A 24,313-nucleotide genomic window follows, 5' to 3' on the forward strand; every position below is an offset into this window, starting at 1 on the left:
GCGCGGCGGTGCCTTAGCGGGCAAGATGCCGCAGCAGGCCTTCAAGGTTGCGCTCCCCCTCCGGGGTTTGCGCACCGGCCTTCAGCCCGCCGCGAATCAACCGCTCCGCTGCCGGGCGTGCGAACAATCCCGCCCAGGCGTCGTGCTCGCGATAAAAACCGGCCTGCAGATCCGGCGCAGGCATCGCCTGTTTGGCCGCCGCAATCACTCCCGCAGGCAATGCCGCGATATTGCGCGCTAACCGATCGACGAAATCATCAAGCTCGGCGGCAGGCAAGGCGCGGTTAATCCAGCCGTAGCGTTCTGCGGTAGCGGCATCGAAAAGCTCGGCGCCCAGGATCACTTCCAGAGCGCGGCCGCGCGTCATTCGGCTCGTCAGATACTGCGTCGCGCCGCCACCGGGCGTAATGCCCATCAAGGCCTCGCACTGGGCCAGTCCCGCCGTTTCCCGTGCAGCGAAAGCCATATCGGCCGCCGCCACAAACTCGGCGCCGCCGCCGCGCGCCAGCCCGGCCAGCTTAACGAGAGTGACCTGCGGCTGGCTGCGCAGCAGTTCGCCAAACGCCTGGAACGGATTAAGCCCCTCCGGCGCGTTGCTCGCCAGTTCGTCGAAAGCGTGCGGCTCATCGATCAAGGTCATGTCGACGTGAGCAATAAATAACGCTGGGTTCGCGCTCTGGAACACCAACACCCGCGTATCCGGATCGACACGCACCGCGAGCAATAAACGGCTGATTTCCGACATCAGCGCCACATCGAGTACGTTTACCGGTGGGTTATCGATAGCGATCGTCATCACGCCATGCGCATGAGACAGCCTGAGTTTGCTGAAATCTGTATCTGTCATCTCAATGTCCTTTTACCTGGGGTACAAGTGCGGGTTATTCGCGCCGTGTTTCGAATGGTATACTTTGCATACCTGGCGTCAATTACGCACCTTAAGCATCCCAGGGATGCGGGAGGATACCGATGGATAAGACCGATGTTGTTTACCGCGCCGACTGCCCGAGCCGCATCGTGCTCGATCAGATTGCAGATAAATGGTCCATGATGGTGCTGGAAGTGCTGCGCGAGCCGCAGCGTTTCAACGCCATCAAGCGCCGTCTGGATGGCGTCACGCAACGCGTGCTGACCCAGACCCTGCGCAAACTGGAACGCAACGGCATGGTGTATCGCAAAGTGTTGGATGGGCGAGTGCTTGGCGTCGAGTATTCGCTGACGCCGCTTGGCAAATCCCTGCAGGGGCCGTTCTCGATACTGTTCGACTGGACATTGGGGAATATTGAGGCGATTCAGGAGTGCCAAAAAAGATACGACGAGCAACACCTACAGGGTGAAAATTGAGGCTCGCGCCTCAATGCTCTGCGCGCAAAATGGCCGCGTACATCCAGTAATCACGGGTCTGACCACGCACTAGGCGATATTGACGGATTAAGCCCTCACGCTGCATGCCCACGCGCTCCAGGACGGCAATCGATAGGAGATTGCTATCAAGAACCGTAGCCTGAACGCGTTGCAGGCCCTGCGCAGTCTGCGCCCAGTGTACGACGGCCCTTGCCGCGGCCGTCGCCAGCCCTCTGCCGCAGTGGCGCGGGTCAAGATCGTAAGCAATTTCCGCCCGGCCGTTCTCACGGGATATCTCGTTCAACCCCACGGTGCCGAGCAAGCGGTCATTCGAATCCACAATGGCCCAACGAAACGCGCCCCTGCCTGCGGCATAATCCGAAATAAGCTGCGCTAGATTCGCCGGCCCGACGTCGCCCCAGCTGGTATGTTCCGTGACGCCAGGCTGGCTCAAATACGCCGACCAGGCATCAACGTCATCCCGCGCCAGCGGTCTTAAAGACGCCTCAAGCTCGTCAGGCAGAAGGATTCGTCTTGGCAAAACCGTCATGGCACCTCCGTCATACCATTCACCCTTCGGCGGCTTAATTCACCACCGAGATAAAGAGATAACTTACTTGGGTTTAACGGCGTCGTGAACCCTGACCAGAGAAAACGGCGCGGGTTGGCCATGGGGAAATTCGGAGGACAGGCGCCGGATAATATATAAAAAAACCCGCAGTTAAGTGGACTTAGGGATTGTTTTTGCCATTCAGAGCTGGCCTGGGCCGGCAAGCAGGACACTCCCACTCAATTATTTACCCCTTTGAAAAATCATTAAAAATCAATACATTTTTAAAGAGGCTCATAACCAATGCCATAAGTAGTACTGTAGTAAGAAAGTATCGATGGTGTATAATCCCCCCTCTTTGATATCAAAAACGGAAACGCTTGGACGTTCTGTTAATACGTTCCAAAACCGCCGTCGCTTCCAAGCCAGCACCATTTGCCTCCAGAGCACGGAGTAGGTGGGCGTATTCCGTCCTTAAGCTTGTCGCAAAGATGCCAGGATCATCCGATCCGATAACAACCGAGGTTGAACAGAAGCTTCGCCCAAAGCCTAGCCACCCAAGAGCATGATGATCCTCATAAGATTGATGAATGCTAATCCGAACATTACTGCTAGGCAGAGTCTCAATGGCGATACGGCGTTCCAGCAACAGCTCCAGTGTCGCTGCTTGCAGGATCTCAAGGACATCAGGGCTCAAAACATCCGTCTCGCGGGTGACGAGGAGGGATTCACTACCTCTTAACAGGGCATCACCGGACACGCCAACACCGTGACGGCGAAGAAACTGTGCATGGGCATGGGGATCTCGGCGTTTACTGTCCTGAAACATTTGGATTTCGAAATTACGGTCTCGATCGACGTCATAGTTGCCGTAAATACGGACGATGGGGTCAAGGTGCCTCAGTTGCCAAGCACGTAAGAGAATCTCTGGTGTTAACGCCGGATCCTGCCAGATCTGCATAGCTAACCGCCGTATTTCCAAATCGAGTATGGGTAGCCTGTCGAGCAAAACCCCCTTATGCACAAGGGTTCCCCATGCAAAGACGAGATCATCTAGACGCTCCTCACACGGTTGGATCACCCAGCCTTCGACGGATGACCACCATTTCTCAGGCATCAGCCCTGCAGCAGTGCCATGCCCAATTCTACAACCAGCCGACAGATCGAGGAACCGAACCGCCTCATTGATAGCCCTTAGACCTGAAGCAAGATGTACAAAGTCTTCACCTGCATGATAGGTGAAGCGCTGGATGCCAGCTCGTCGCATCCGTCGAAAAACTTGGGCAAAGACCTCAGGACCGGCATGACGCTCATTGCTGGCAGCATCCACGCCTCGGATCATCTCGGAAAGGCCAGTAGTTTTATTCATCAGGACGATCAACGCCCGCGCGACCTGGTCAGCCTCTCGCCGAGCCTTACTATCCCTGCAAACCGGCGCAAGCCCCCCCCCCTTTCGGAAACGAGCACGTTCTAAGGGATCGGTCCGTTTGATGAAATGCGCCACAAGTCCAAGCCGCAGTCGTCGTTGACTTCGAGGCACCACCTCTTTGCCATTCTCCATTTTTCCGTCCTCGAACGAGCGTACTAATTCTAGTATCTCTGGTAGCGACAAATGGGCCGTCTCAGGATCGGAAAAGATTCTCGCCAATTTGCCGCTCGACTTGCCCTCCGGTTCCTCATCTAAGAACTGGAGATAGCCGCGCAGGATCTGCATTAATCGGCTTGCGTTTCCATCTGGTGTCGTCTTCGGTGCAAAACGTCCCTCAAGAAAGTCAACCGGTTGCTGTAATCCTCTCTCGATCTGGCGGAAGCGTTCGGCAAACCCCTTTTCTGTTGCCTCACGCAATTCGTTGAAGGTGATGTACTGGAACTGATCGAACCCCGTCTGCTCGACCTGCTGAACTAAGAGCCTGCAGAATTGAGCTCGGATCAGTGTGTACCAGAGGAAAGCAATCCCATGAACATAACAGCCTCGACCGTCAGCAAGCTTGGTAATGATATCTACTAGTTGTAGTGCTTCAGCGGTGGTCGCGGATACACTGCTATCTGTAAGCCTGTTTCGAACCGCAGCAGCGTATCGGCTCTCAAGACTCAATTCTTCTAACGTAACTTGTACGCCAGTCGGAGCACAGCTCTCTAGTAGGAATGACTTTAGTGCGACAGCATGTTCGACTCGCTCTCTGAGGCGTTTAGGGGTAAGAATAGAGTCTTCCTGACGCAGTTGTCGGTTGACGCCGTTCCCTATACTAGCGTGCATCCCATCCTCATGTTTTATGATTCCACTAACAGCTTCCACAACCTTGGAGGTCTTGCGCAAAGCATCCATCCAGACTTTCTCTGCCTCTGTGGTACCATTGAGGTGCATGTGGGTTTCATCCAAACCTTCAGCCTTGCAAAGCTGGTCAAGAAGCGGATCATCGTCGACAGGCAGCGTGCTGTCGCAAAGCCAACGCTGAACTCTCCTTTCAAAAGCCCTGCGCTCCGAGATTGTTACACCTGGCCCGTCTGGTTGTGCAGCCATCCAGGCAGAGCAAACCAGCATTGGCGGGACGACGAGGATAAGATCCTGCCAGTCGGCGAGAAAGCGCGACCGTACACGCAGAGATCCGTCGCGAGCCTCACACAGAAAGGTCTCTGCAAGGCGCGTGAGTAGAGGCACAAGACAACGCGCGGGATCATCGAGATCGCATCTCGCCCGCTCAGCTCGCTCCCGATCCGGACCAGCGACTGCCCAAGCAACTCTGTGTTCCAGTGCTTCGTCAGTCAGGGACGGATGTAACTTGCGAAACCGTAGAAACCGACCAGTGACATAAGTCCTAGCGATCTCAGCACAATCTTCAGCGGTGACGCAGAGCTTCATCAGATACTCATCTGCCGCTCCGTTGGTTGCTCTTTTTTCTAGATGGGCGACCAGATCAAGATTGGAGAAGATCGCCTTTGCAAGCGCCACCAGTGCGCGAATCTGAAACCGATCTTCGGCAGCTTCACCAATCATTTTGCAGCACTAGACTTGGGATAGTATCGAGGAACTACATTCAACACGTCGAAGAAGCCTTTCTGCTTTACTGTACGTGGAATCGCCTTGGGACGACCGATCGCGATCGATATCTCGGGCGGGCTGAGCCAGTCCGAGTTAAAGGGTATCTCTTCTGTACCCCTATTGTCTTGGAACACCTTGAGTGCTCTATCAACCTCATCTCTTACGTTGTCGGTGCTACTGCCACTGACGTCGTAAACCTCCTCAGGGTTCAGGAAAGCCCAGACTAAGGGACAGGCGAGAACAATTGCAGCTAGAGGATGGAAAGTACGAGCATTTTTAGCAGTTGCATGTCGCAGTGCCTCAACCAGCGGACGATCCGTAGACTTTGGCGAAGCCAGTCGGCCAGAACTGCCTGATGTAATGACAAGCAATGCATGTAAGACATTAGTGATCTGCCGGTGCAGGATATGTCCGGTCTTCCACTCCGAAGTAACTTTTTCATCCAACGAGGTCAGTTGGTCGTGTATACGTTCGGCAATACGCGCCAGCTCCGACGGGGAGACCTCTGCTGTTTTCCGGTCAGTCTGCTCGGCCTCACTGGCGTACTGTCGTGCAAAACATTTCCAAGCATTCATTCGCTCCATAAAAGCCTGAAAATCAGATTTATACTCGGCTTCGAGCGGTTCAGAATCTCCTTCGACATTGCTATTAGAGGGCGTATCATCGATCTCAGATTGATCTGCACGCACAACACCAGCATCAGGGCGGAATACCGGAATTATAGAAGTTAGCGCCAGCTCATGCAGTTCACGGTCTTCTTCATCGGCTAGAATTTTTGAGATTGCCGCCAACAGTGAGAGAGCCGAGATGGATCTGAATTGTTCTCCACGGCTGCTAAACCTGTCGTACGTCAGCAAATCTAGTAGAGACCCAAACGCTCCGCAGCGAATTGTCAAATTCTCTAGCGGAAACCAGACAACCCCCTTCTCAGCATTCAAGCCTGCTATCTCCGTGTTGCTTGCAAGTGTGTTCAACCACTTGTCTGCGGAAACCGTAAAACCCTCTGACTTAATGGCATTTTTCAGGTCCTGAACCGTCTTGACTTTGGCCTGTGATAAATGAAACATCCGGCTCATTATCTCAGACCGATCCTCTTTCTTCTTCGTGCCTACCGAGCCAAAACAACTCGCTCTCAAGTTACCGATGCTGTTTGAACTCTCTTCGACGGTATCGAAACGAGCGATGGAGCCAATACGTCCCGCTACTTCAAGAAGGTCTGGGCTGGCATCATCCCAGATAAATTCAAGGATCGCCTTGCGCACCTCTACTTCCGAGAAGCCCGGGCGCTGCATCATCGAAATTGGAAGATTTAGTGTAAGAAGGGTTCTCAGGCACTTTACGGGAGAGCCGTTCAGCTCTTTGGAAATGGCCAACGCAAAGCAGTGGAGGATAATTGCTTTATCTGCATCGCTGGGAACACCGAAACGAGCAAGAGACGTCGGTTTATCCTGCGCCACAAGCCAACGGAATACAAGCAATAGGACATCGTTGTGAGTTGCATGCGCTAACTGTAATGAATCCACGCCAGAAAGGCGGAGACGTGTTTCGAAGACAGAAAAGACCCCACGACATGCAAGTACCGAACTTGGATCACCAATTGCTCGAAGGTATCCTATCACCAATCGCAGGTGCTCGCGGGAGATAAGCTCAAGAAAAGGATGATACGGGGACCGCTCCCCGTTGACTGATAGCCCTTCCAGCAACTGCCGGCGTATATTACCGCTAGCCCACTCTCGCAAAGGAGTTTTCTCAGTCTGTCTGAATGGGACAACCATTATTTCAGTAGAGGATTCAGACTGCATGATCCCCCCCAGCGGCATCATAGAGATCCGATTCTGTGGGGGGGCAATCTTCAGAAGATACTGCTCTTCAAGCTCTTGCACAGCAGCAGCGATACCCGTTTTTTCTTGGCCGATGACATCCGAGTCGTATTCCATAACATTCTTACCGAACGTGTCGTAGATATTACGTCGTACCAGCCGCCCATAGAGGTCGAGGTCACCGGAGATCAACAGAACCAATTGCGGTGATGTTAAATATTTCCGCATTGTTTCGAGAATCGTGCGCCCGTGCTGGAAATTTGTGTCCACATCGTCAAACGCCAGAACAAAAGCTTTTTTATTGAGAACCTTTAGGGCTTCGAAGATGTATACCTGAAGCTTGATCTCGAATGATCTCCCATTGCGAGCCTTTCGTAGACCTCGGCTCATGATCCACTCAGGATCTTCCCATTCATCTCCATACGGTTTGGATTTCCCAATACCGTCAAGAAGCCCCAGACCTTCCGCCATCTTTCTGCGTGCCTCGTTGACTGCCGTACGATCTGCTTCAGAATTATTGGCAGGGTCGTCAAGTGCAGCATCAATCAGCGAGATGATGACGATTATAATATGCTCCTTAGTCTCTATCAGAGTGGGATCGACCGGGGGCAGCACTTGCAGTTTAGATGAAAGTCCCTCAAACCATTTATATGCAGAACCTTGCGATTGCCTTTGGAGATAGTGTAACGCGTTGAGTAGAAAGGTTGTCTTCCCACTACCGCGTCCGCCTTCGACCAAGATACCATTATGGGGGCGAGTGTAACTTAGCTCTTTCCCTGTCGGCGGTGTAAAGGGGGGGGCTTCAAGACTGGAAATCTGAGCCTGAATTATTGCATTTAACTGGTCTAAAGCTTCGTCCTGAAGCACTTTATCAGGATTATCGAAACGTTCCGCTCCATTCCCATTTAGATCAATAATACGCATTTTTCCCCCTGTATTAGTTGCCAATATTTTGTCTTTATCAGCTCAATTTAAAGGTAATATTAACCTAACCTTCACCTAGACTGCATAAAAAAATCAAAAACATCAAAATCTTAACATTGATAAAAGTGAGCCTGTTTGAGAACTATAGTCATAAAATCAGAGACATGATGTCGCCAGTTCCGTAGTTTGAGATAGTCAGCAGCTGTAGTCACTCTACACATCATAGCGATGTGAGGAGGCCGATTCCACTGGCTTCGGGATAAAAGTCTATAGTCGACATTATTTTCGCCATATTACACAAACTACGAAATTAGTGCTTTGGGAAGTATGTTTTACTCAAAAATCGAGAAATAACGCTACACAAAAAATCTGATTGACTGCGGTGCAGAACGAAGCAAAATCGAATTAATCACATATAGTGATCTTTAACTCTTTTTAAAATACACCTAACAAACAGTTAAAAGGAAAAAATACACGAATTTTTTGGTTCGTTTTTTTGCAACCTCTCACCAACACCTTGAATTATATTGAAAAAATCCTACTCCCTTGCTAACAGCAGCCAGAAAGTGCCAGACACAAAAACAAAAAAGCCCGCAATCGCGGGCTTCATGATTTTTAGTACCAGTCAGTGCCAGCTATTGCTAGACGCAGGTTTATTCCCACTCAATTATAAAACACCAAAAAACACCCTTACAAATCATCACGTTAATTGATACAAAGAACACTAAACCATGAAAAATACCATGCTCAAATCAGCGAGGTAGAGTGCGCCCTGTATCGGCGTCATCCGACCTAGCGTCATCTGCCGAGGCCGTGGCTATCAGCCGCAACAAGATGGCCAGCTCGGCTGGATCACCATTGCGGCGCACTTCGGCAAGCAGCTCCGCTGCATAGGCAGGATCGGCGCGGAAGTGCTCGGCCATCGCCTCATCGTGACTGCGGTCTTTCATCAATTGCCCCTGTTCGTAGCGCCCTCAAGTCTCATACATAGCCTACTCAGGCTAATACTAGACCATTTGATTCAGCCAATAGCTGCCGCTTCTGCCCATCGTCCTGTCTGCTAGACAGAAGCGACTTCACCGAAGCAGGGCGGTGGCTTAAAGGGCATCAGGCTGAATTAGTGTGGAAATCATGTGCTTGATGGTCAGGTTAGCCAGTTTTGTTCCCAATCCGGAGAAATTATCTTGATTGGGCCTGATATGCATCGCATCATTATAAATCACCGCCAACAAATAATAGACTTCAGGAACTGTAGTTCCCGCAGCCTCTGCGAATTGTAATTTGTTGACGGTTTTGTGTACCGACAGAAACTCTTCTCGGGACTCTTCCGCTAACGAATCAAATGTCAATTGCTCTACCTTTCGGCGTACGCCACTGCAAACTGCAAGGGGATCAAAGCCCTTACCTTCAACATATCGCTGCATTTGGCTGGCACAATGTACTGAAAACTGAGACGCCTTGGCCAAATCAGCAGGGAGTCCAAGGGCCTGAAACTCGTTAGATAGGTCTACGTCTTCAGAGTGGAAGTGCAGGAAGTGCTTAGAAATTGCATCCGATATGGCAGGGTCATCTCGCTTAGAGATTATGTTTTCGACCGCTTTGTTCGAGACCGCAATTTTGTTTAGATAACAAACTTTTTGATCGCTAAAAGTAAAATTCCTGAAGAACCCAGGATTTAAGTGAGTCATAATCAATGGAAAAATTTGGCGACCTTCAGATTTCAGTTCCGCAATCATTTGCGTCAGATAATATTGGCAGGCAACCAGATTGGCGTCATCCAGATAGTCAAATATCTCATCAATGACTAAAATAATGGCCTTTTTTTTCTTGAGTTGGAGCTTGGCTTTTTTCAACTGAGCTACAAAGCAAATGATATCTCGCTCTCCGTTGGAAATCTGATTTGCCTTCGGAAAGGCAATCACAAGTCCATCCGCTGTTTCCTTTGGCTGAATATTACGCCAAGTGCCTTTAAGCGCAGAGAAATCCTCAATATAGGCTGCTTTTTCGAACGCATAGTTAGCGCGCTCCCCTGCTTTTTTAAAGGAGGCCTTATCGTTGGCGTGAATATCACCAATCTGCAAGGCTACGAGGATAGCCTCGATTTGCGAGAAATCGTTTAATCCGGATTCCGCCAAGGCTGCCAAAATGCTGCTAACAAAGTCAATGGCTAACACCGCTTGTGTTGTTTCATCCTTAACATCGGCAAGGATTTTATCTGTATTTCCTGTCCCGGCGTTGATCTCATCTTGTAGAGCTTTTATTGCCTTCTTAACACCGGCCTGGTCCTGTTTGGTAAAATCTACCTGATTCCAAATTTTAGCCATTATCCGATTATCGGCAAGAAGATTTGAAATGTTTGGCAATACCTTTCCGTTTTTTCCGAAGCCCACTTTTACTGCTGCGAAGGAGTAGCTAAATTTTTCTTTCGGAGGAATATTTTTGATCAGTACGATCGGAGTGACTTCAATTGCTGAAGTGACAATGTTAGCGCCCGCAATTTTGAGTTTCTTTGCTTTCGAAACTAACTGGCTATTAATTACATGAACGCCAAATGTCGCTGCCAGTTCATTTTTTGTATGATTCGCTTCTTTTTCAATCTTGTCTCCGCCCTGCATGGTATAACTAATTTTAAGAGATGGATGGCGACCTTCATCACCCTTGTGGCGTTCGTCCTTATCCAAATCCATCTTTTTCGAACGCAGGCAACCAAAAGCAGCAGCAATAGAGCTTTTTCCGAAACCGTTAGGAGCTACAACGAGTGTCGGTTTGTTTGGAATAAGCTGAACATCAAAAACAGAGCTTTCGATCCCCTTAACATTCGTTATGGCGATTTTATCTATTCTTTTTATCATATAAAATTCATTCCATTAGTTAAATCATGTTTTAATGGACGCTCACCAGACGTCGGTTCATGCAGAAGCACGACCCGGAGCAGTCCTGATTGACTATACTGGCATTTACAGAATAACAATATTTAGCTGAGCGCGGCCTGCACAGGCATCATCCGCCCTCGCCTCACCTTCCGAGGGCGTGGGCATCTGCAGCAACAGATCGGCCATCACCATGTCATGCGATCTGTCTTTCATTGGTGCCGCCCTCCTTTCTCCAGTGACGATAAAGCATGCAACACACCAAGACAATTTCATTGTCCACATTTTGGATTGCACAATCCAACATCTATTCGCCAGATCACACCTTGAAAGATCATACAAAATTTTGTATATTCAGATGGCGTTTCTAGCAGCTTCCCCGACACTGCAAACAACCCAAAGGACCGCCAAAGCATGCAAGTTCAAGTCAGAAAGCTCGAAGGTAGCTGGGACCTCGGCTATGCCCTGCATAAGCATACGCTCTCAAGCGTTTACCTCGGGGACGATGAGTACGGACATCCCCGGTTTGACAACACTCGGTCTGAGCCAGGGGAAGCTCTCTACCAACTCAAGTACCGAGGTGACTGGAATCAAATCGCACCGCTGGCGGCGCAGATTCAAGCCACATTACTGCCATTGTTTGGGAAAATTGGCTTGATAATTCCTATGCCAGCATCCACCACCCGCGCTCGGCAGCCGGTAGATGAACTTGCGGCAGAACTCGGGAGAATTACCGGGATTCCGGTATTCAACAATATTGTGGTGAAAGCACCTGCACCGCAAGGTGCCCCTCAACTCAAAAACTTGCACAGCCGCGAAGAAAAAGATGCGGCTTTGCAAGGTAGGTTCAGCATCAATCCGTGTATCACCAATGAAGGCCGTTGGGATGCACTGTTGCTGGATGATTTGTTCGATACAGGCGCGACTATGGCCGCTGTTTGCAATGCACTGCGGACGTACAACAAAATAAATCGCGTCTACGCTGCCGCAATTACGTGGAAATAAGCTATGACAACAGTATTTATAGCCGGCTCAATCTCGATTAGTCGCCTGCATGCCAAGGTGCAGGAGAGAATCAACAAAATTGTGTCGTCAAACTTCAATATTGTAGTTGGTGACGCAGATGGTGCGGACTCATCCATTCAAGAGTGTCTTCGCAACTATCAAGCCAATAACGTGACGGTGTATTGCACGGGTGAAACCCCACGAAATAACATCGCCGATTGGCCAGTACACCGGGTTTACTCAAAAGCAAAAGTTGGAAGCCGAGCCTATTTTACAGCAAAAGACTTAGAGATGGCTCGCAGCAGTGATTATGGATTAATGATTTGGGACTGCAAAAGCACCGGAACCCTGAGCAACGTCATTGAATTACTTCGAGAGAGAAAAAAATCCGTTGTCTTTATCAACAAAGATAAGGATTTTGTGACGATTTCAGATATTTCGGGGCTTGAGCATCTTCTTACGTTTATGTCGCCACATGCCAGAACTAAGGCAGAAGAAAAAATCGGTCTCACATCAAAAATTGCCAGCATTTCACACGAACAGTTTTCCCTCGACGTGTCCGTAGAGGATAAGACTGCTGCCATGCCAGACGAACAAACAGGACAAGATCCATTTAATGAAAATGCTGCTCAAACAGAAAGCATGAAACTGCGATCAGAACTCATGTCCGCTCTTAAGCAGCATATCGTTAACGCCCATCTAAGCCAGTCACAAGCTGCCAAGGTTTTCGGCGTAACGCAGCCCCGAATTTCCGATCTTACGAGAGGCAAGGTCGATCTGTTTGGACTAGATGCACTGGTGAATATGGCAGCAACAGCGGGCCTACACGTGGAAATGCACGTTCGAAGAACGGCATGATTTCAACACCCATCAGCACGAACAATAAACCGAAACGGCCCGCTTGGGCCGTTGTCATTTCCGGGCAAAGACTATGGCGCTCATCTTCTCTCGAATCTGCGCCTGCAATTCCCTGAATTCGATCATCACGCTTTCGATGTCGATGGGCCTTGCACCTTGGCCTCGCTTTTCCACAAGCCAGAGTTTCAACAGGCCAGCCACCCGGCCCAGGTCTCCATTCAGCTTCACCAGTTCACGCACTGCTTCAAGATCGGCACGTGCTCCGACCGGTCTATTCAGACCAACGGCGCGCAAATAAGCGGAACGAGACAAACCAGTTTGGTCAGCAAGCTCCGTAATCGCAGTTTTTTCCTCGTCCGTTACCCAAACCTCTATGGGCTTACCGCGCCGCCGCGCCGTCGTATTTTTTGGTGCAACCACGCCACTCATGATGATCAACTCCTATTAGGGACAAATTGTGCACTTGAACGCGGCAGCGTCTGTGTGCCTCGCAGAGCAGGATTCCGTTGAGCCGAAGGCGAATAAGGGGCGGTGTTGGATGGGGACGGGCGTGCCCGTACCCGTACAACACACATCCTGCCTGCTACTTCTCTGCGATTCTATGCGACTGGAGCAGAATCGCCATTAAAATATGGCGTAATCGCGTACATTCGCGCTAATTCGCATACATTCGCGTAGCGTCGCATTAATCAATTCTTTTAATCGCATAGAATCGCGTACATTCGCATAGAAATGCGTTTCCGATTGAGTTCATGAGCATCAAGGACTGACTGACACCAAAAGGAGGGGCTTTGAGAGGCCATCCGCTAGACCAGCCAAATCTAAGCCTTGTAAATTGCTAGACTCAGGTGAGAACATAGCCTCCGTTTACGCGCTTTTTTTCGAAACTCGATCATCAAGAAACAACGGAGTAATCATGGCACGAAAAACCCTCGCAGAGCGCCGTTCTGATGCCCTTTCGGAGCTTGAAATGGCGAAAGCAAGACTGGCAAAACTCGACAATGAGGCAGCAGAAAGAATCGGAAGAATTGCAATAAAGTCAGGATTGGTTAATCTTGAGCTGACGGACGATCAAGTCCGGGAAGAATTCGACAAAATCGTGGAAAGGATCAGCAAGGGGAATTGATCATGAAGACAGCTCACCGCATCAGCGCATTGGCCAATCAACTCAACGAACTGCAAGCCTGCCTCGGTCGAGCCAGCGGGCGGCCTGGCGACAGCGTTATGGAAGCCCAGCGCATAGCGGCCGAGCTGGCTTCTTCACTCGAAGATTGGCACCTTGAAACGCTACACATTCCTGAACCGGAGCGTGACCTCTATCGCGCACAGAATCCCTATTACGCTGCCCACTGACGCCGCGCACTGCCCTATCAAAAGCTCACTTCGGTGGGCTTTTTTTTGTCCGCAAAATGTATCAAAACGGACAACCAAGCTCGTTCCGCTTGTCATGAAAAACGCGATCAAAATCATAGCGTTGAGAAACAATCTCGTGAAGATTGACGGACAGTTTACGGACATAAATCATTGAATTCTATGCGGATACAAGATTATCCGCATATTTAAAACTGCTCCATATCGGTCAATAATCAAACCTCGGACGATGACAAAATGAGGTATTCGGTATGGAAATGGAATCGCAAAAAACGTCGGCTTATGCCGCCCGAAAATTCGGTCGAGGCGCGGCGCTCGCTCTAGCAATGGCAAGCGCAGGCCTTGGTGTAAGTCTCTACATGGCACCGGCTCCGGCCTATGCCATCTACTGCTCGAACTGCTCGACGTTCTATCAGCAGATGTACGAGTACGCCGAAGCGGTCAACACGCAACTGAACACGGCCCAGCAACTGGCAACGCAGATTCAGCAGTATCAAAACATGGTTACGCAGGGTCTGAGCTTGCCCAACTCCATGTTCGGCAGCATCGCGGCCGACCTGCAAAGCGTGGTGAATATCTACACGAAGTCGCAGGCCTTGGGCCGCCAAATCCAGAACATGGATTCGCAGTTCAACACGCAGTTTCCGGGCTTCGAGTCCTACCTGAATCAAGCCGCGAACTCGGAGGCAGTCCCGGCGCGGGATCGTTATCAGAAGTGGTCAGAGCAGGGGCGCGACAACGTGAAAACCGCGATGGAAGCGGCGAACCTCAATACCGGCACTTTCGAGTCTGAGGACGCGCAACTTGCCCGCATGGTTTCCCGTTCGCAGTCGGCCGCTGGCCGGATGCAGGCGATTCAGGCGGGCAACGAAATAGCCTCGCAGAACGTGCAGCAACTGCAAAAGCTGCGCGATCTGGTAGCCACGCAAATCAATATGCAGGGCAACTACATGGCCCAGCAAGGCGACCGGACGGCCGCTAGCGAAGCCGCCGAACAACAGTTTGAAGCGCGTAAAAACACACGCGGCGGCGTTAAGGGGTACTGAGAATGACTATTTCGAAATGGCTTATAGCCCTGATTTGCACCGCGTCCGCATTGGCCGGTTCTGTGGTCACTGTGGCTGTTCAAGGCAATAGCGAATGCACTGCGGTGTCGGAACAACAACGGCACCAGCGTGACGCTGATGCCGCATTTGAGGCGCGCCCGAACACTCGCGGCGGCGTCAAGGGGTACTAGTTATGGAACGTCGTCTGTTGTTGTTCCTTGTCCTAGCGAGCGTGCTTGTCGCCGGAAATGCTATGGCTGCGAACGACCTGTCCCACGCCGATACATCGGTTCAGGGCCTTCTCGATCTCGTTCTGCAGCAGTCGCACCAGTGGTCAGGAAAACTGTATTACTACGCCATTAGACTGTTCTGGCTGCTGGCCACCATCCAGTTCGTATGGACGCTTATGCCTCTGGTCATGAAGCAAGCTGATTTCGGCGAGATTGTCGGCGAACTGCTGCGCTTCGTGATGGTGATCGGTTTCTTCCTCGCAGTCATGACTTATTCCGTGGAGTGGTCGACGGCCATTGTCGATAGCTTCCGCGATGCGGCAGCATCGGCAAGCGGTCTTGGCCGTGCATTAGAACCCGGCGACATGCTCGCAGTTGCGCTGGATTTCGGCCGCACCATGGTGGAAGGCATTTCAGTGTTTTCTCCGGCCAAGGGAATTCTGATCGCTGTATGCGCTGTGCTGGTCTTGGCGTGCTTCGCCTTCATCGCAGCGTTCATGTTTGTGACGCTCGTAGAGTCCTACGTGATCATCAACGCATCTGTGCTGTTCTTTGGCTTTGGTGGTTCGCAATGGACGCGGGACTTTGCAACTGCGCCCATGCGTTTTACCGTCGCAATCGGAGCCAAACTGTTCGTCTTAACGCTGATTGTCGGCCTGATCGTACAGTCGGCTAAGCAGTGGCTAGCAGCCTACACCAACGACGAAGCGTCATTGATGACGATGGTCGGTCTGGCCTTGGTGTGCTGCTATCTGACGAAGACCATCCCTGATCTGATCGGCGGCATGATAAGCGGCACATCGATGGGCGGCGGCTCCGCCATTGGCGGGATGGCGGTAGCCGGTGCTGCCGGGGCCGCCGCAGCGGCGGCCACCATCGCCACGGCTGGGGCCGCGGCTCCTGCTGCTGCCGGTGCTCTCGGCGCTGCTGGGACTGGCGGCGCTGCCGGTGCGGCGGGTGCCGGAGGGATTGGCGGCGGCGGTCTGGCCGCCGCAATCAATTCCAGCTTTGCCAGTGGTGGTGCGCCCGCAGCGGCCGCAACAGGTGGGGGCGGTGCGACCTCTGGTATCGGCGCGAGCACTGGCGGCCAAACGGCGGCCAAGGGCGCGGCGTCGGTAGGTGCCCGAGTGGGCGGTAGCGGCGCACCACAAACGCCGGGGGCCGCGCCGCAGCATCCTAGCAGCGGAGTGCAGCAGGCAGCCAAGCAGGCCGGAAAAGCGGCGCAGGGCAACGACAACAACGACCAGCAAGCGACACCAAAAGGGGGAGTTGTCAGCTCCGGCAACGCACTTTCCCAAGCGGCCAATGGTGGTGCAAAGATGCTCGGCGTAATGGCCTCGATGGCAGTGCCGGGCATGGAGAACGCGCACTCTTTGTCTCTTGGCGCAGGCTCTCCACCACCTGTTCCCGACGATGCCAACTCGACAGCCCCGGCCAACGGCGCGGAAACGGTAGTCGAGGAATCTAATGTTATCCGACCAGCTTCGGACACCAGTTCTACTCCCGGTCGCCTCGCTTCGCTCGACGTGCAGGGCACCGCTTCGAACAACGATCAACTGGAGAAATAACCATGTTTGACATTCTGATATTCGCTGGATTTGTAGTATTCGCCTCGACCTTCGCTATCGGCATGTGGGCGCTCGGCCGATGGCTACGTAGCAAGGGCTACGGGCCACAGCTTGATAGGCTGGATCGCCAATACACGGCCTTACAGCTTCGGGTAAGCCCGCTCGCCCTGTCAGCTTCCTATCGCATGTTTTCCGGGGCACAGGCGCTGAACCGTCTACCGCTGCTTGGCAGCAAGAATAACGCCGCTCTAAACCAGCAAGTGTTGATGGCCATCCAAGCCGCACAGGAAGCTCAAAGGCAGGAGAAGCGCGACAATAGCTGATCGCTGGCCAGCCACCCAAACAACCCCGCCTAAGTGCGGGGTTTTGTTTGCCTGCCGCAGCTTCTCCGTCTATTAAACACCGCAAAAACGGCCTGTATAGCGCTGTGAGAAGTTTTCACACATGACAGCCACAACCCCCATTCCGACACTGAAAAAACGCCGCCACGGCCCATACGGGAGGGATTTTGGACGCTTTCGCAGGCCGTTAGAGGCCTTATGCTCGTTTTGGCCCTGCCCTTCCCTTTTTGGTGCCTGATGTCTTTTTGCCGGTTTCAACGGCTCGACCAGGTGCTACGACCGGTGGGTAATCCACGGAACTAACCGCGTCGACGACGGCAGGCCCGCCCTACCTTTTTGGTGCCCAACGGCCGTAGGCCGACTGGCAAGGCCGGACCGCGCCTCAAGCGCGGGCTGTGCCGCGCAGGATCTGAATATCCTGAATATCCTGCTAACTCCGGGCGGGTGTGCGACGTTTCGGGCGGTTGTGCGACGCTACCGGGCGGTTGTGCGACGCTATGGGGCGGGTGTGCGACGCTTTAGGCGTCACCAGTACCTTTTTTCCTCAACCGGTCGCCATCTAGAATCAGGCCGAGCGCCTTCAATTCGTCGGCATCTTCTCTCAGCCTGAATCGTGCATCTCGCATTGCTTTGCTCGGCACGATCCCAGCAACGGCCACGATAACGGTATCAAGATACCAACCGCCTGTCGGCTCTATTTTGTGGCTCAAGACGTGCCTTGCGACTGCTTGGCTGATGCCATGCTGTAGGCGAGCAATGGGGGCTGGGTCATAGTACAGACTCAAGTCATGCTCAAGCAGCATCACCAGCGCTACGCCAAGGCGCACTCTCCACAGATTCCGCTCTCCCCCTGTTAGGGGATCAGGCCGTGTCATGGGCGATGGGATAACGTGATCAATCAATCCCCCGATTATTGGGAAATCGAATTGTGGCGTCTCAATTGTGATCGTCGCCGCTCGCAGCTCGGCCAACAGCTTTTCGATCTGCGTAAAGCTGTAGCGGCTGTCGGAAAGCGTCTTTCTCACCCGAGCGGGGTCTACCAGCAGCTCTACGCCGCCGTCAGAGACAGGGCGCCGACGTTCTGCGCAGTACAGGACCGCTTCCACAATATCGGCGTGCCTCTGGCCTAGCCTGCCTGCCACGCGGCAGCGGCCAAATGATGTGTCTGTCCAATCACCCTCGCGCAATCGCGGGCGCTGGCTAGGCTGATAGAGCATTACCCGCGCCTGTGCGCTAGTACTGGTGGGGGTCACAGCATTACCACCGCTCATCGTCACTCCCACTTACGACGTGCAGAGTGCGTTCCTTCGTCACCGCCGCCAATTCCACCGGCAGCAACACGCCGCCGTCATGACGCTGATACCAACGATCAGCGTCAATCTCGGCGTAGTTCTGTTTGCTAACGCCGAAACGAACGAAGAACTTCCGGCGGTTTTCCCCGATAGGCTGTCGGTCATATATGCGATCACTGAGGCGTTCGGCCTCAGCCTCGGTCATTCTGGCGACATAGCCACACCAGCGGGCATTGTCGATTAGAGCGGATGCGCCTCGTGCCGCCTGCTGTTGATCCGTCTGCCCCTCGCGGGCACTGCCCTTGCTGACATGATGCAGATACAGAACTGACGCCCCGGTGCTGGCCGCAATATGCTCCAGCGTGGCGACAAGCCTTGCCATGTCGCCATTGCTGTTCTCGTCCCTGTCATGAATGCGGCTCAGGGTATCCAGTACGATCAATCGGGCACCGGCGCAAAATTCAATGACGCGGGCAAGGTGCCGCTCATCCATCACGTTCAAGCGCTTACCCATGATCGGCTCAAGGGTGAGGTTCTGCGCGATGGCGTCGCGTGACTGCTGGTTCAGGTGCTGGCCAATGGAATGAATACGGCGCACCAGTGCGACTGCCGGGTCTTCCCCGGCGCAATAGACCACGCGGCCAGTACTGGCCGGGGAAAGCCCTAAAAGATCACCACCCGCGACGCTGCACGCGATGGTCATTGCGGCTTCCAGCGCCCAGAAGCTCTTACCTGTGGCTCCGGGAGCCACCAACGCGCCTACTGTCCCTGCGAGGAAGCCCGGCCAAATAAAGTCTAGTGTGGGCGGTTCGTTCTCGAACGCTGCCCGTAAGTCAATCGCCACAATTCAAGCCCCCATTCCGGGGCGAGGGGCCGGGCTGGAATGTTTGCACGCATCAATCCATGCCTCAACCTCAGCCAAATCCCACACGACCTTGCGGCTACTGAGTGCAATGCGCTGAGGGAATTTCCCCTGCTTTTCAAAGTTGTAGATCGTGCGCTCGCACAGCGGAATCATCTCCAGCAGTTGCTTTTTGCTGATGAGAACTTTACTGGCTCTCCTTAATTCTTTTTCCACACCGAATACCTCGTTTTGTCATCGTCCGAGGTTTAATTATTGCTACACAATGCCGGTGTTTTCCAGCATTAATGAGCTATTTTTTCGTTCTAAATCAATGAGTTAGTCGTCCGGCAAACGTATAGTTTCGGGACAGCGACAATCGCCCAATCTTTTGTTTTTTCGGAAGTTTTCTTAAGGAAATTCTGGAGAGGAAGAGTGTCCAGCAAACGTCTATTTCGGGACAAAAAAAATGCCCACCGAAGTGGGCATTTCGCTACAAAATGGAGGTCTCAAGGCTCCGAATCAGCCCTAGAGGCGGGGCTTCCTGATTGTCCACTCGTCAATCATGTCCGCCCAATCCTGTAGCATCGCCCGGCGCTGGTCGCGATATTCGGCCTTGTTGTAGACGGCGCGAACGCCCTTCTGTTCGTGCGCGAGGCACTTCTCAATCCAATCGGTGTTATAGCCCGCCTCATGCAGCAGCGTGCTGGCCGTACGCCGCAAGTCGTGCGGTCCGAACTTGCCAAGCGACTGCCCTTCTTTCTGCGCCAGACGATAGGTCAGCGTGAGCACCTGATTGAGCGTGGCGCTGCTCATCGGCAAATCCGAGTCATAGCGCGATGGCAGAACGTACTCCGAGCCGCCCGCGAACGTTTTCAGGGCTATGAAAATGTCCAGCGTCTGCCTCGACAGGAACACCAGATGGGGATTGCGGCGCTTCATCCGCTCCTTGGGGATTGTCCAGAGCGCGTCGGTGAAATTGATTTCGCTCCACGTTGCGTTGGTCAGTTCGCTCTTGCGTACCATCGTCAGCAACAGCAGCTTGGCGGCCGCGCGGATCGAAGGTGTGGTGCCGATGCGCTCCATGTACTGGTACATCAAGGCGATTTCATCGGGCGTCAGCGCTCGATCTCGCGGCTCGAACTTGGCGATGGTCGAGGGGCGCACCAAATCGGCCGGGTTTTCGACCTTCTGGCCGCGTTCGATGGCCCACCGAAAGACCTGCATCACGATTTCGCGGCAAAGCACGGCCGTTGCCGGTGCCCCGCGCTCCACGATGGCATCAGCCAGCGCCCGTAAATCTTCATGGGTGATTTCTGTCAGCTTCTGGTTGCCGAACTTCGGCTTAAGCTCGCGCTCGAACGTGGCTCGACGCATATCGCGAGTCTTCTCTGCCATCTGATAGCCGCGCAGCCACTTCTCGGCCCACGCGCCGAATGTCTCGGCATCCTTGACGCGTGCTTTGTCCCGCGCCTTCTCCTTGGCTGGAGATTTCCCTGCGGCGATCATCTTCTTGGCTTCACCCAGCCGTTCGCGTGCTTCCGCTAGCGTGATCCCTCCGACACCGTAGCGGCCGAAGGTGATTGTCTCCTGCCTGCCGTGGATCGAGTAGTTGTAGCGGAATGAAATCGAACCCGCTGGCGTGATGGCCACGTAGAGGCCGTCACGGTCATTCACTTTGTAGAGCTTGTCCTTTGGCTTGAGGTTGCGCAGCTTGGTATCAGTCAGCATGGTCGGGTTGGGTTTCCTCTCAAAAATACCATGTTCAAAAAGCCCCACAAATCCTCAAAAAAACCCTTTAAGAACAATGTGTTACCTAAATTCAATACCATGAAAACCCCATCAGAGGCGGCATGGTATCGAGTGCCGAACATGGCATCAGGTTCAAATCGTACCATCTACCATGCCATAGAAACGGGGTGCTTGGCGATGCGAAAATTTGCCAGACAGTGCGACGCCAAGAACGAAAAAAGCCCGCAATTACGCGGGCTTATGGGTGTTTTAATGCTCTTTGGTGCCGGTCTATACCGGACGTGGGATCATTCCCACTCAATCGTCGCCGGCGGCTTGCCGCTAATGTCGTACACCACGCGGGAGATGCCGTCCACTTCGTTGATAATGCGGTTGGAGACGCGGCCGAGGAAGTCATACGGCAGGTGCGCCCAGTGCGCGGTCATGAAGTCGATGGTTTCTACCGCACGCAGGGAGACCACCCAGTCGTATTTGCGGCCGTCGCCCATCACGCCGACCGAACGCACCGGCAGGAACACGGTGAACGCCTGGCTGACTTTGTTGTACAGGTCGGCTTTGTGCAGCTCTTCGATGAAGATGGCGTCGGCGCGGCGCAGCAGGTCGCAGTACTCTTTCTTCACTTCGCCCAGCACGCGCACGCCCAGACCCGGGCCCGGGAACGGGTGACGGAACAGCATGTCGTACGGCAGGCCCAGCTCCAGGCCGATCTTGCGCACTTCGTCTTTGAACAGCTCTTTCAGCGGCTCGACCAAGCCCAGCTTCATCTCTTTCGGCAGGCCGCCCACGTTGTGGTGCGACTTGATCACGTGCGCTTTGCCGGTGGCGGAAGCGGCAGATTCGATCACGTCCGGGTAAATGGTGCCCTGCGCCAGCCATTTCACCTGCTCTTGCTTGCAGGCTTCTTCGTCGAACACTTCAACGAACACGCGGCCGATGATTTTACGCTTGGCTTCCGGCTCGTCCACGCCCGCCAGTGCGGTCAGGAAGCGGTTTTCCGCTTCGACGTGCACGATGTTCAGACCGAAGTGGTCGCCGAACATTTCCATTACCTGCTTGGCTTCGTTCAGGCGCAGCAGGCCGTTGTCGACGAACACGCAGGTCAGGCGTTTGCCGATGGCGCGGTGCAGCAGCATCGCGGTGACGGAGGAGTCAACGCCGCCGGACAGGCCGAGGATCACGTGATCTTCACCCACCTGCTCGCGGATGCGCTCGACCGCATCTTCGATGATGGTGGCCGGGGTCCACAGGGCTTCACACTGGCAGATGTCCAGTACGAAACGCTCCAGCATGCGCTGGCCCTGACGGGTGTGGGTCACTTCCGGGTGAAACTGCACGCCGTAGAAGCGTTTTTCTTCGTTGGCCATAATGGCGAACGGACAGGTGTCGGTGCTGGCGACGGTCACGAAGTCGGACGGGATCGCGGTCACTTTGTCGCCGTGGCTCATCCACACGTCCAGCAGCGGTTTGCCGGCCGGGCTGATGGCGTCTTCGATGTCGCGCAGCAGCGCGCTCTCGTTGACGATTTCCACCTGCGCGTAGCCGAACTCGCGTTCGGTGGAACCCTGCACATGGCCACCCAGCTGCATCGCCATGGTCTGCATGCCGTAGCACACGCCCAGCACCGGCACGCCGGCGTTGAACACGTAGTCAGGGGCGCGCGGGCTGCCGGCTTCGGTGGTGCTTTCCGGGCCACCGGAGAGGATGATGCCGCTTGGGTTGAATTCGCGGATCTGCTCTTCGCTAACGTCCCAGGCCCACAGTTCGCAGTAAACGCCGATTTCGCGCACGCGGCGGGCGACCAGTTGGGTGTATTGCGAACCGAAGTCCAGTATCAGGATGCGATGCTTATGGATATTTTGTGTCATGTGAGGCGAATTCCAGCAACAAGAGAAAAAGAGCGAAAATGTGTGTTTCGGGATGGGGCTTAACGCCCCACCCCGGCCTCTCACTCAGGAGAGGTTAAGGCATTAGCCCATGCGGTAGTTCGGCGACTCTTTGGTGATGGTCACGTCGTGCACGTGGCTTTCCTGAATGCCGGCGCCGCTGATGCGCACGAACTCCGCCTTGGTGCGCAGATCGTCGATGGTGGCGCAGCCGGTCAGGCCCATGCAGGAGCGCAGGCCGCCCATCTGCTGGTGCACGATGGCTTTCAGCATGCCTTTATAGGCCACGCGGCCTTCGATACCTTCCGGCACCAGTTTGTCGGCGGCGTTATCGGTCTGGAAGTAACGGTCGGAAGAGCCTTTGGACATCGCGCCCAGAGAGCCCATGCCGCGGTAAGATTTGAACGAACGGCCCTGATACAGCTCGATTTCGCCCGGGGATTCTTCGGTGCCCGCCAGCATGGAGCCGACCATCACGCAGGATGCGCCCGCGGCGATCGCTTTGGCGATGTCGCCGGAGAAGCGGATGCCGCCGTCGGCGATAACCGGGATGCCGGTGCCTTCCAGCGCTTCCACCGCGTCGGCGATGGCGGTGATCTGCGGTACGCCCACGCCGGTCACGATGCGGGTAGTACAGATGGAGCCAGGGCCGATACCGACTTTCACCGCGCTCACGCCGGCTTCAGCCAGCGCTTTGGCGCCCGCTGCGGTCGCGACGTTGCCGCCGACGATCTGCAGATCCGGGTATTTGGCGCGGGTTTCGCGGATGCGCTGCAACACGCCTTCGGAGTGGCCGTGCGAGGAGTCGATCAGCAGAACGTCAACGCCTGCCGCCACCAGCGCGTCAACGCGCTCTTCGTTGCCGGCGCCGGCGCCGACGGCCGCGCCCACGCGCAGACGGCCGTGCTCGTCTTTACAGGCGTTCGGTTTGCGTTCCGCTTTCTGGAAGTCTTTAACGGTGATCATGCCCAGCAGGTGGAAGCTGTCGTCCACCACCAGCGCTTTTTCTACGCGCTTTTCGTGCATCTTCTGCAGCACCACGTCGCGCGCTTCACCTTCTTTCACGGTGACCAGGCGATCTTTCGGCGTCATGACCGCGGTGACCGGCTGGGTCAGATCGGTCACGAAGCGCACGTCGCGGCCGGTGATGATGCCGACCAGCTCATTGTCTTCGGTGACGACCGGGTAACCGGCGAAGCCGTTGCGGGCGGTCAGCTCTTTCACTTCCTGCAGCGTGGTGGATGGGGTAACGGTCTGCGGGTCGGTAACTACGCCGCTTTCATGCTTCTTCACACGGCTGACTTCTTCAGCCTGGCGCTCGATGGACATGTTTTTGTGGATGAAGCCCAGGCCGCCTTCCTGCGCCAGCGCGATGGCCAGGCCGGATTCGGTAACGGTATCCATGGCTGCGGACAGCATAGGGATGTTCAGGCGGATGGTTTTGGTCAGTTGGGTGCCGAGCTCTGCGGTGTTAGGCAGAACCGTGGAGTGGGCTGGAACCAGGAGGACGTCGTCAAACGTCAGAGCTTCTTTAGCGATACGTAGCATGGGCAATATCTCACCAGGGTGGGCTGTGAA

General features: G+C 54.0%; 22 protein-coding genes. 8 read left to right on the forward strand and 14 right to left on the reverse strand.

Translation table 11 applies throughout. The features are described 5' to 3' along the window. Positions 1 to 13: 13 nt before the first annotated feature. The gene (locus ACJ8HB_RS16050; RefSeq protein WP_094860012.1) at positions 14 to 847 is read right to left on the reverse strand and encodes an enoyl-CoA hydratase/isomerase family protein; all 834 of its coding nucleotides are present in this window, start codon (positions 845 to 847) and stop codon (positions 14 to 16) included. 122 nt (positions 848 to 969) lie between these two features. Here ACJ8HB_RS16050 and ACJ8HB_RS16055 point away from each other — a divergent pair, with 122 nt between their 5' ends. Then, entirely contained in the window at positions 970 to 1,344 is a 375-nt protein-coding gene (locus tag ACJ8HB_RS16055; RefSeq protein WP_047570946.1) for a winged helix-turn-helix transcriptional regulator, read from the forward strand. Positions 1,345 to 1,354: 10 nt separating this feature from the next. Here the strand turns inward: ACJ8HB_RS16055 and ACJ8HB_RS16060 are convergent, their stop codons facing one another. The 6 genes from ACJ8HB_RS16060 to ACJ8HB_RS16085 all read right to left on the reverse strand — a co-directional run bounded on the left by ACJ8HB_RS16060 (position 1,355) and on the right by ACJ8HB_RS16085 (position 10,764). Continuing rightward, positions 1,355 to 1,894, reverse strand: coding sequence for a GNAT family N-acetyltransferase (locus ACJ8HB_RS16060; RefSeq protein ID WP_047570944.1), 540 nt, complete (start codon positions 1,892 to 1,894; stop codon positions 1,355 to 1,357). Between the two features lie 364 nt (positions 1,895 to 2,258). Beyond that, positions 2,259 to 4,889: a hypothetical protein gene (locus ACJ8HB_RS16065; RefSeq protein ID WP_052133489.1), complete on the reverse strand. Its 2,631-nt coding sequence runs from the start codon at positions 4,887 to 4,889 to the stop codon at positions 2,259 to 2,261. Next, the gene (locus tag ACJ8HB_RS16070; RefSeq protein ID WP_141240920.1) at positions 4,886 to 7,678 is read right to left on the reverse strand and encodes a hypothetical protein; all 2,793 of its coding nucleotides are present in this window, start codon (positions 7,676 to 7,678) and stop codon (positions 4,886 to 4,888) included. Before ACJ8HB_RS16070 ends, ACJ8HB_RS16065 begins: the two co-directional genes overlap by 4 nt. 752 nt (positions 7,679 to 8,430) lie before the next feature. Then, the gene (locus tag ACJ8HB_RS16075) at positions 8,431 to 8,628 is read right to left on the reverse strand and encodes an addiction module antidote protein (protein ID WP_012540897.1); all 198 of its coding nucleotides are present in this window, start codon (positions 8,626 to 8,628) and stop codon (positions 8,431 to 8,433) included. A 147-nt stretch (positions 8,629 to 8,775) separates the two neighbouring features. Then, positions 8,776 to 10,530 (reverse strand): hypothetical protein, encoded by a 1,755-nt coding sequence (locus tag ACJ8HB_RS16080; protein ID WP_012540896.1) that lies wholly within the window; start codon positions 10,528 to 10,530, stop codon positions 8,776 to 8,778. A 105-nt stretch (positions 10,531 to 10,635) separates the two neighbouring features. Then, a complete protein-coding gene (locus tag ACJ8HB_RS16085) occupies positions 10,636 to 10,764 on the reverse strand; it encodes a hypothetical protein (protein ID WP_012540895.1) in 129 nt (42 codons plus the stop codon). Between the two features lie 198 nt (positions 10,765 to 10,962). Between ACJ8HB_RS16085 and ACJ8HB_RS16090 the strand changes: the two genes are divergently transcribed. Beyond that, the gene (locus ACJ8HB_RS16090) at positions 10,963 to 11,553 is read left to right on the forward strand and encodes a ComF family protein (protein ID WP_012540894.1); all 591 of its coding nucleotides are present in this window, start codon (positions 10,963 to 10,965) and stop codon (positions 11,551 to 11,553) included. 3 nt (positions 11,554 to 11,556) lie between these two features. Next, positions 11,557 to 12,411 carry a helix-turn-helix domain-containing protein gene (locus ACJ8HB_RS16095; RefSeq protein WP_012540893.1) on the forward strand — a complete coding sequence of 285 codons (855 nt, stop codon included), beginning with the start codon at positions 11,557 to 11,559 and terminating at the stop codon, positions 12,409 to 12,411. A 54-nt stretch (positions 12,412 to 12,465) separates the two neighbouring features. Here the strand turns inward: ACJ8HB_RS16095 and ACJ8HB_RS16100 are convergent, their stop codons facing one another. Continuing rightward, positions 12,466 to 12,840, reverse strand: coding sequence for a plasmid mobilization protein (locus ACJ8HB_RS16100; protein WP_031633086.1), 375 nt, complete (start codon positions 12,838 to 12,840; stop codon positions 12,466 to 12,468). Between the two features lie 487 nt (positions 12,841 to 13,327). On the opposite strand from ACJ8HB_RS16100, the gene ACJ8HB_RS16105 reads away from it, so the two are divergent. The 5 genes from ACJ8HB_RS16105 (at position 13,328) to ACJ8HB_RS16125 (ending at position 16,949) form a co-directional block, all read left to right on the forward strand. Further along, the gene (locus ACJ8HB_RS16105; RefSeq protein ID WP_000101767.1) at positions 13,328 to 13,537 is read left to right on the forward strand and encodes a TraC family protein; all 210 of its coding nucleotides are present in this window, start codon (positions 13,328 to 13,330) and stop codon (positions 13,535 to 13,537) included. A gap of 2 nt (positions 13,538 to 13,539) precedes the next feature. Beyond that, positions 13,540 to 13,764 (forward strand): hypothetical protein, encoded by a 225-nt coding sequence (locus ACJ8HB_RS16110; RefSeq protein ID WP_012540891.1) that lies wholly within the window; start codon positions 13,540 to 13,542, stop codon positions 13,762 to 13,764. A gap of 269 nt (positions 13,765 to 14,033) precedes the next feature. Further along, positions 14,034 to 14,828, forward strand: a complete 795-nt coding sequence (gene trbJ / locus ACJ8HB_RS16115) for a P-type conjugative transfer protein TrbJ (RefSeq protein ID WP_012540890.1) — start codon at positions 14,034 to 14,036, stop codon at positions 14,826 to 14,828. A gap of 193 nt (positions 14,829 to 15,021) precedes the next feature. Then, positions 15,022 to 16,626, forward strand: coding sequence for a P-type conjugative transfer protein TrbL (gene trbL, locus ACJ8HB_RS16120; protein ID WP_012540889.1), 1,605 nt, complete (start codon positions 15,022 to 15,024; stop codon positions 16,624 to 16,626). A 2-nt stretch (positions 16,627 to 16,628) separates the two neighbouring features. Continuing rightward, entirely contained in the window at positions 16,629 to 16,949 is a 321-nt protein-coding gene (locus ACJ8HB_RS16125) for a hypothetical protein (protein ID WP_023115107.1), read from the forward strand. 536 nt (positions 16,950 to 17,485) lie between these two features. Here ACJ8HB_RS16125 and ACJ8HB_RS16130 read toward each other — a convergent pair. The 6 genes from ACJ8HB_RS16130 to guaB all read right to left on the reverse strand — a co-directional run bounded on the left by ACJ8HB_RS16130 (position 17,486) and on the right by guaB (position 24,283). Next, positions 17,486 to 18,238, reverse strand: coding sequence for a hypothetical protein (locus tag ACJ8HB_RS16130; protein WP_012540888.1), 753 nt, complete (start codon positions 18,236 to 18,238; stop codon positions 17,486 to 17,488). Next, positions 18,225 to 19,103, reverse strand: coding sequence for a helicase RepA family protein (locus ACJ8HB_RS16135; protein ID WP_012540887.1), 879 nt, complete (start codon positions 19,101 to 19,103; stop codon positions 18,225 to 18,227). The genes ACJ8HB_RS16130 and ACJ8HB_RS16135 overlap by 14 nt, the downstream gene beginning before the upstream one ends. Before the next feature lie 3 nt (positions 19,104 to 19,106). Next, positions 19,107 to 19,337 (reverse strand): helix-turn-helix transcriptional regulator, encoded by a 231-nt coding sequence (locus tag ACJ8HB_RS16140; RefSeq protein WP_000410046.1) that lies wholly within the window; start codon positions 19,335 to 19,337, stop codon positions 19,107 to 19,109. Positions 19,338 to 19,628: 291 nt separating this feature from the next. Next, positions 19,629 to 20,831: a tyrosine-type recombinase/integrase gene (locus tag ACJ8HB_RS16145; protein WP_023115105.1), complete on the reverse strand. Its 1,203-nt coding sequence runs from the start codon at positions 20,829 to 20,831 to the stop codon at positions 19,629 to 19,631. Between the two features lie 308 nt (positions 20,832 to 21,139). Next, the gene (guaA, locus tag ACJ8HB_RS16150) at positions 21,140 to 22,717 is read right to left on the reverse strand and encodes a glutamine-hydrolyzing GMP synthase (RefSeq protein ID WP_033654273.1); all 1,578 of its coding nucleotides are present in this window, start codon (positions 22,715 to 22,717) and stop codon (positions 21,140 to 21,142) included. A gap of 102 nt (positions 22,718 to 22,819) precedes the next feature. Then, complete coding sequence (gene guaB, locus ACJ8HB_RS16155) at positions 22,820 to 24,283, reverse strand: IMP dehydrogenase (protein WP_033635581.1); 1,464 nt, start codon at positions 24,281 to 24,283, stop codon at positions 22,820 to 22,822. Between the last annotated feature and the right edge of the window lie 30 nt (positions 24,284 to 24,313).

This window comes from Serratia sp. CY27727 (genome assembly GCF_052169275.1).
Classification (GTDB): domain Bacteria; phylum Pseudomonadota; class Gammaproteobacteria; order Enterobacterales; family Enterobacteriaceae; genus Serratia; species Serratia sarumanii.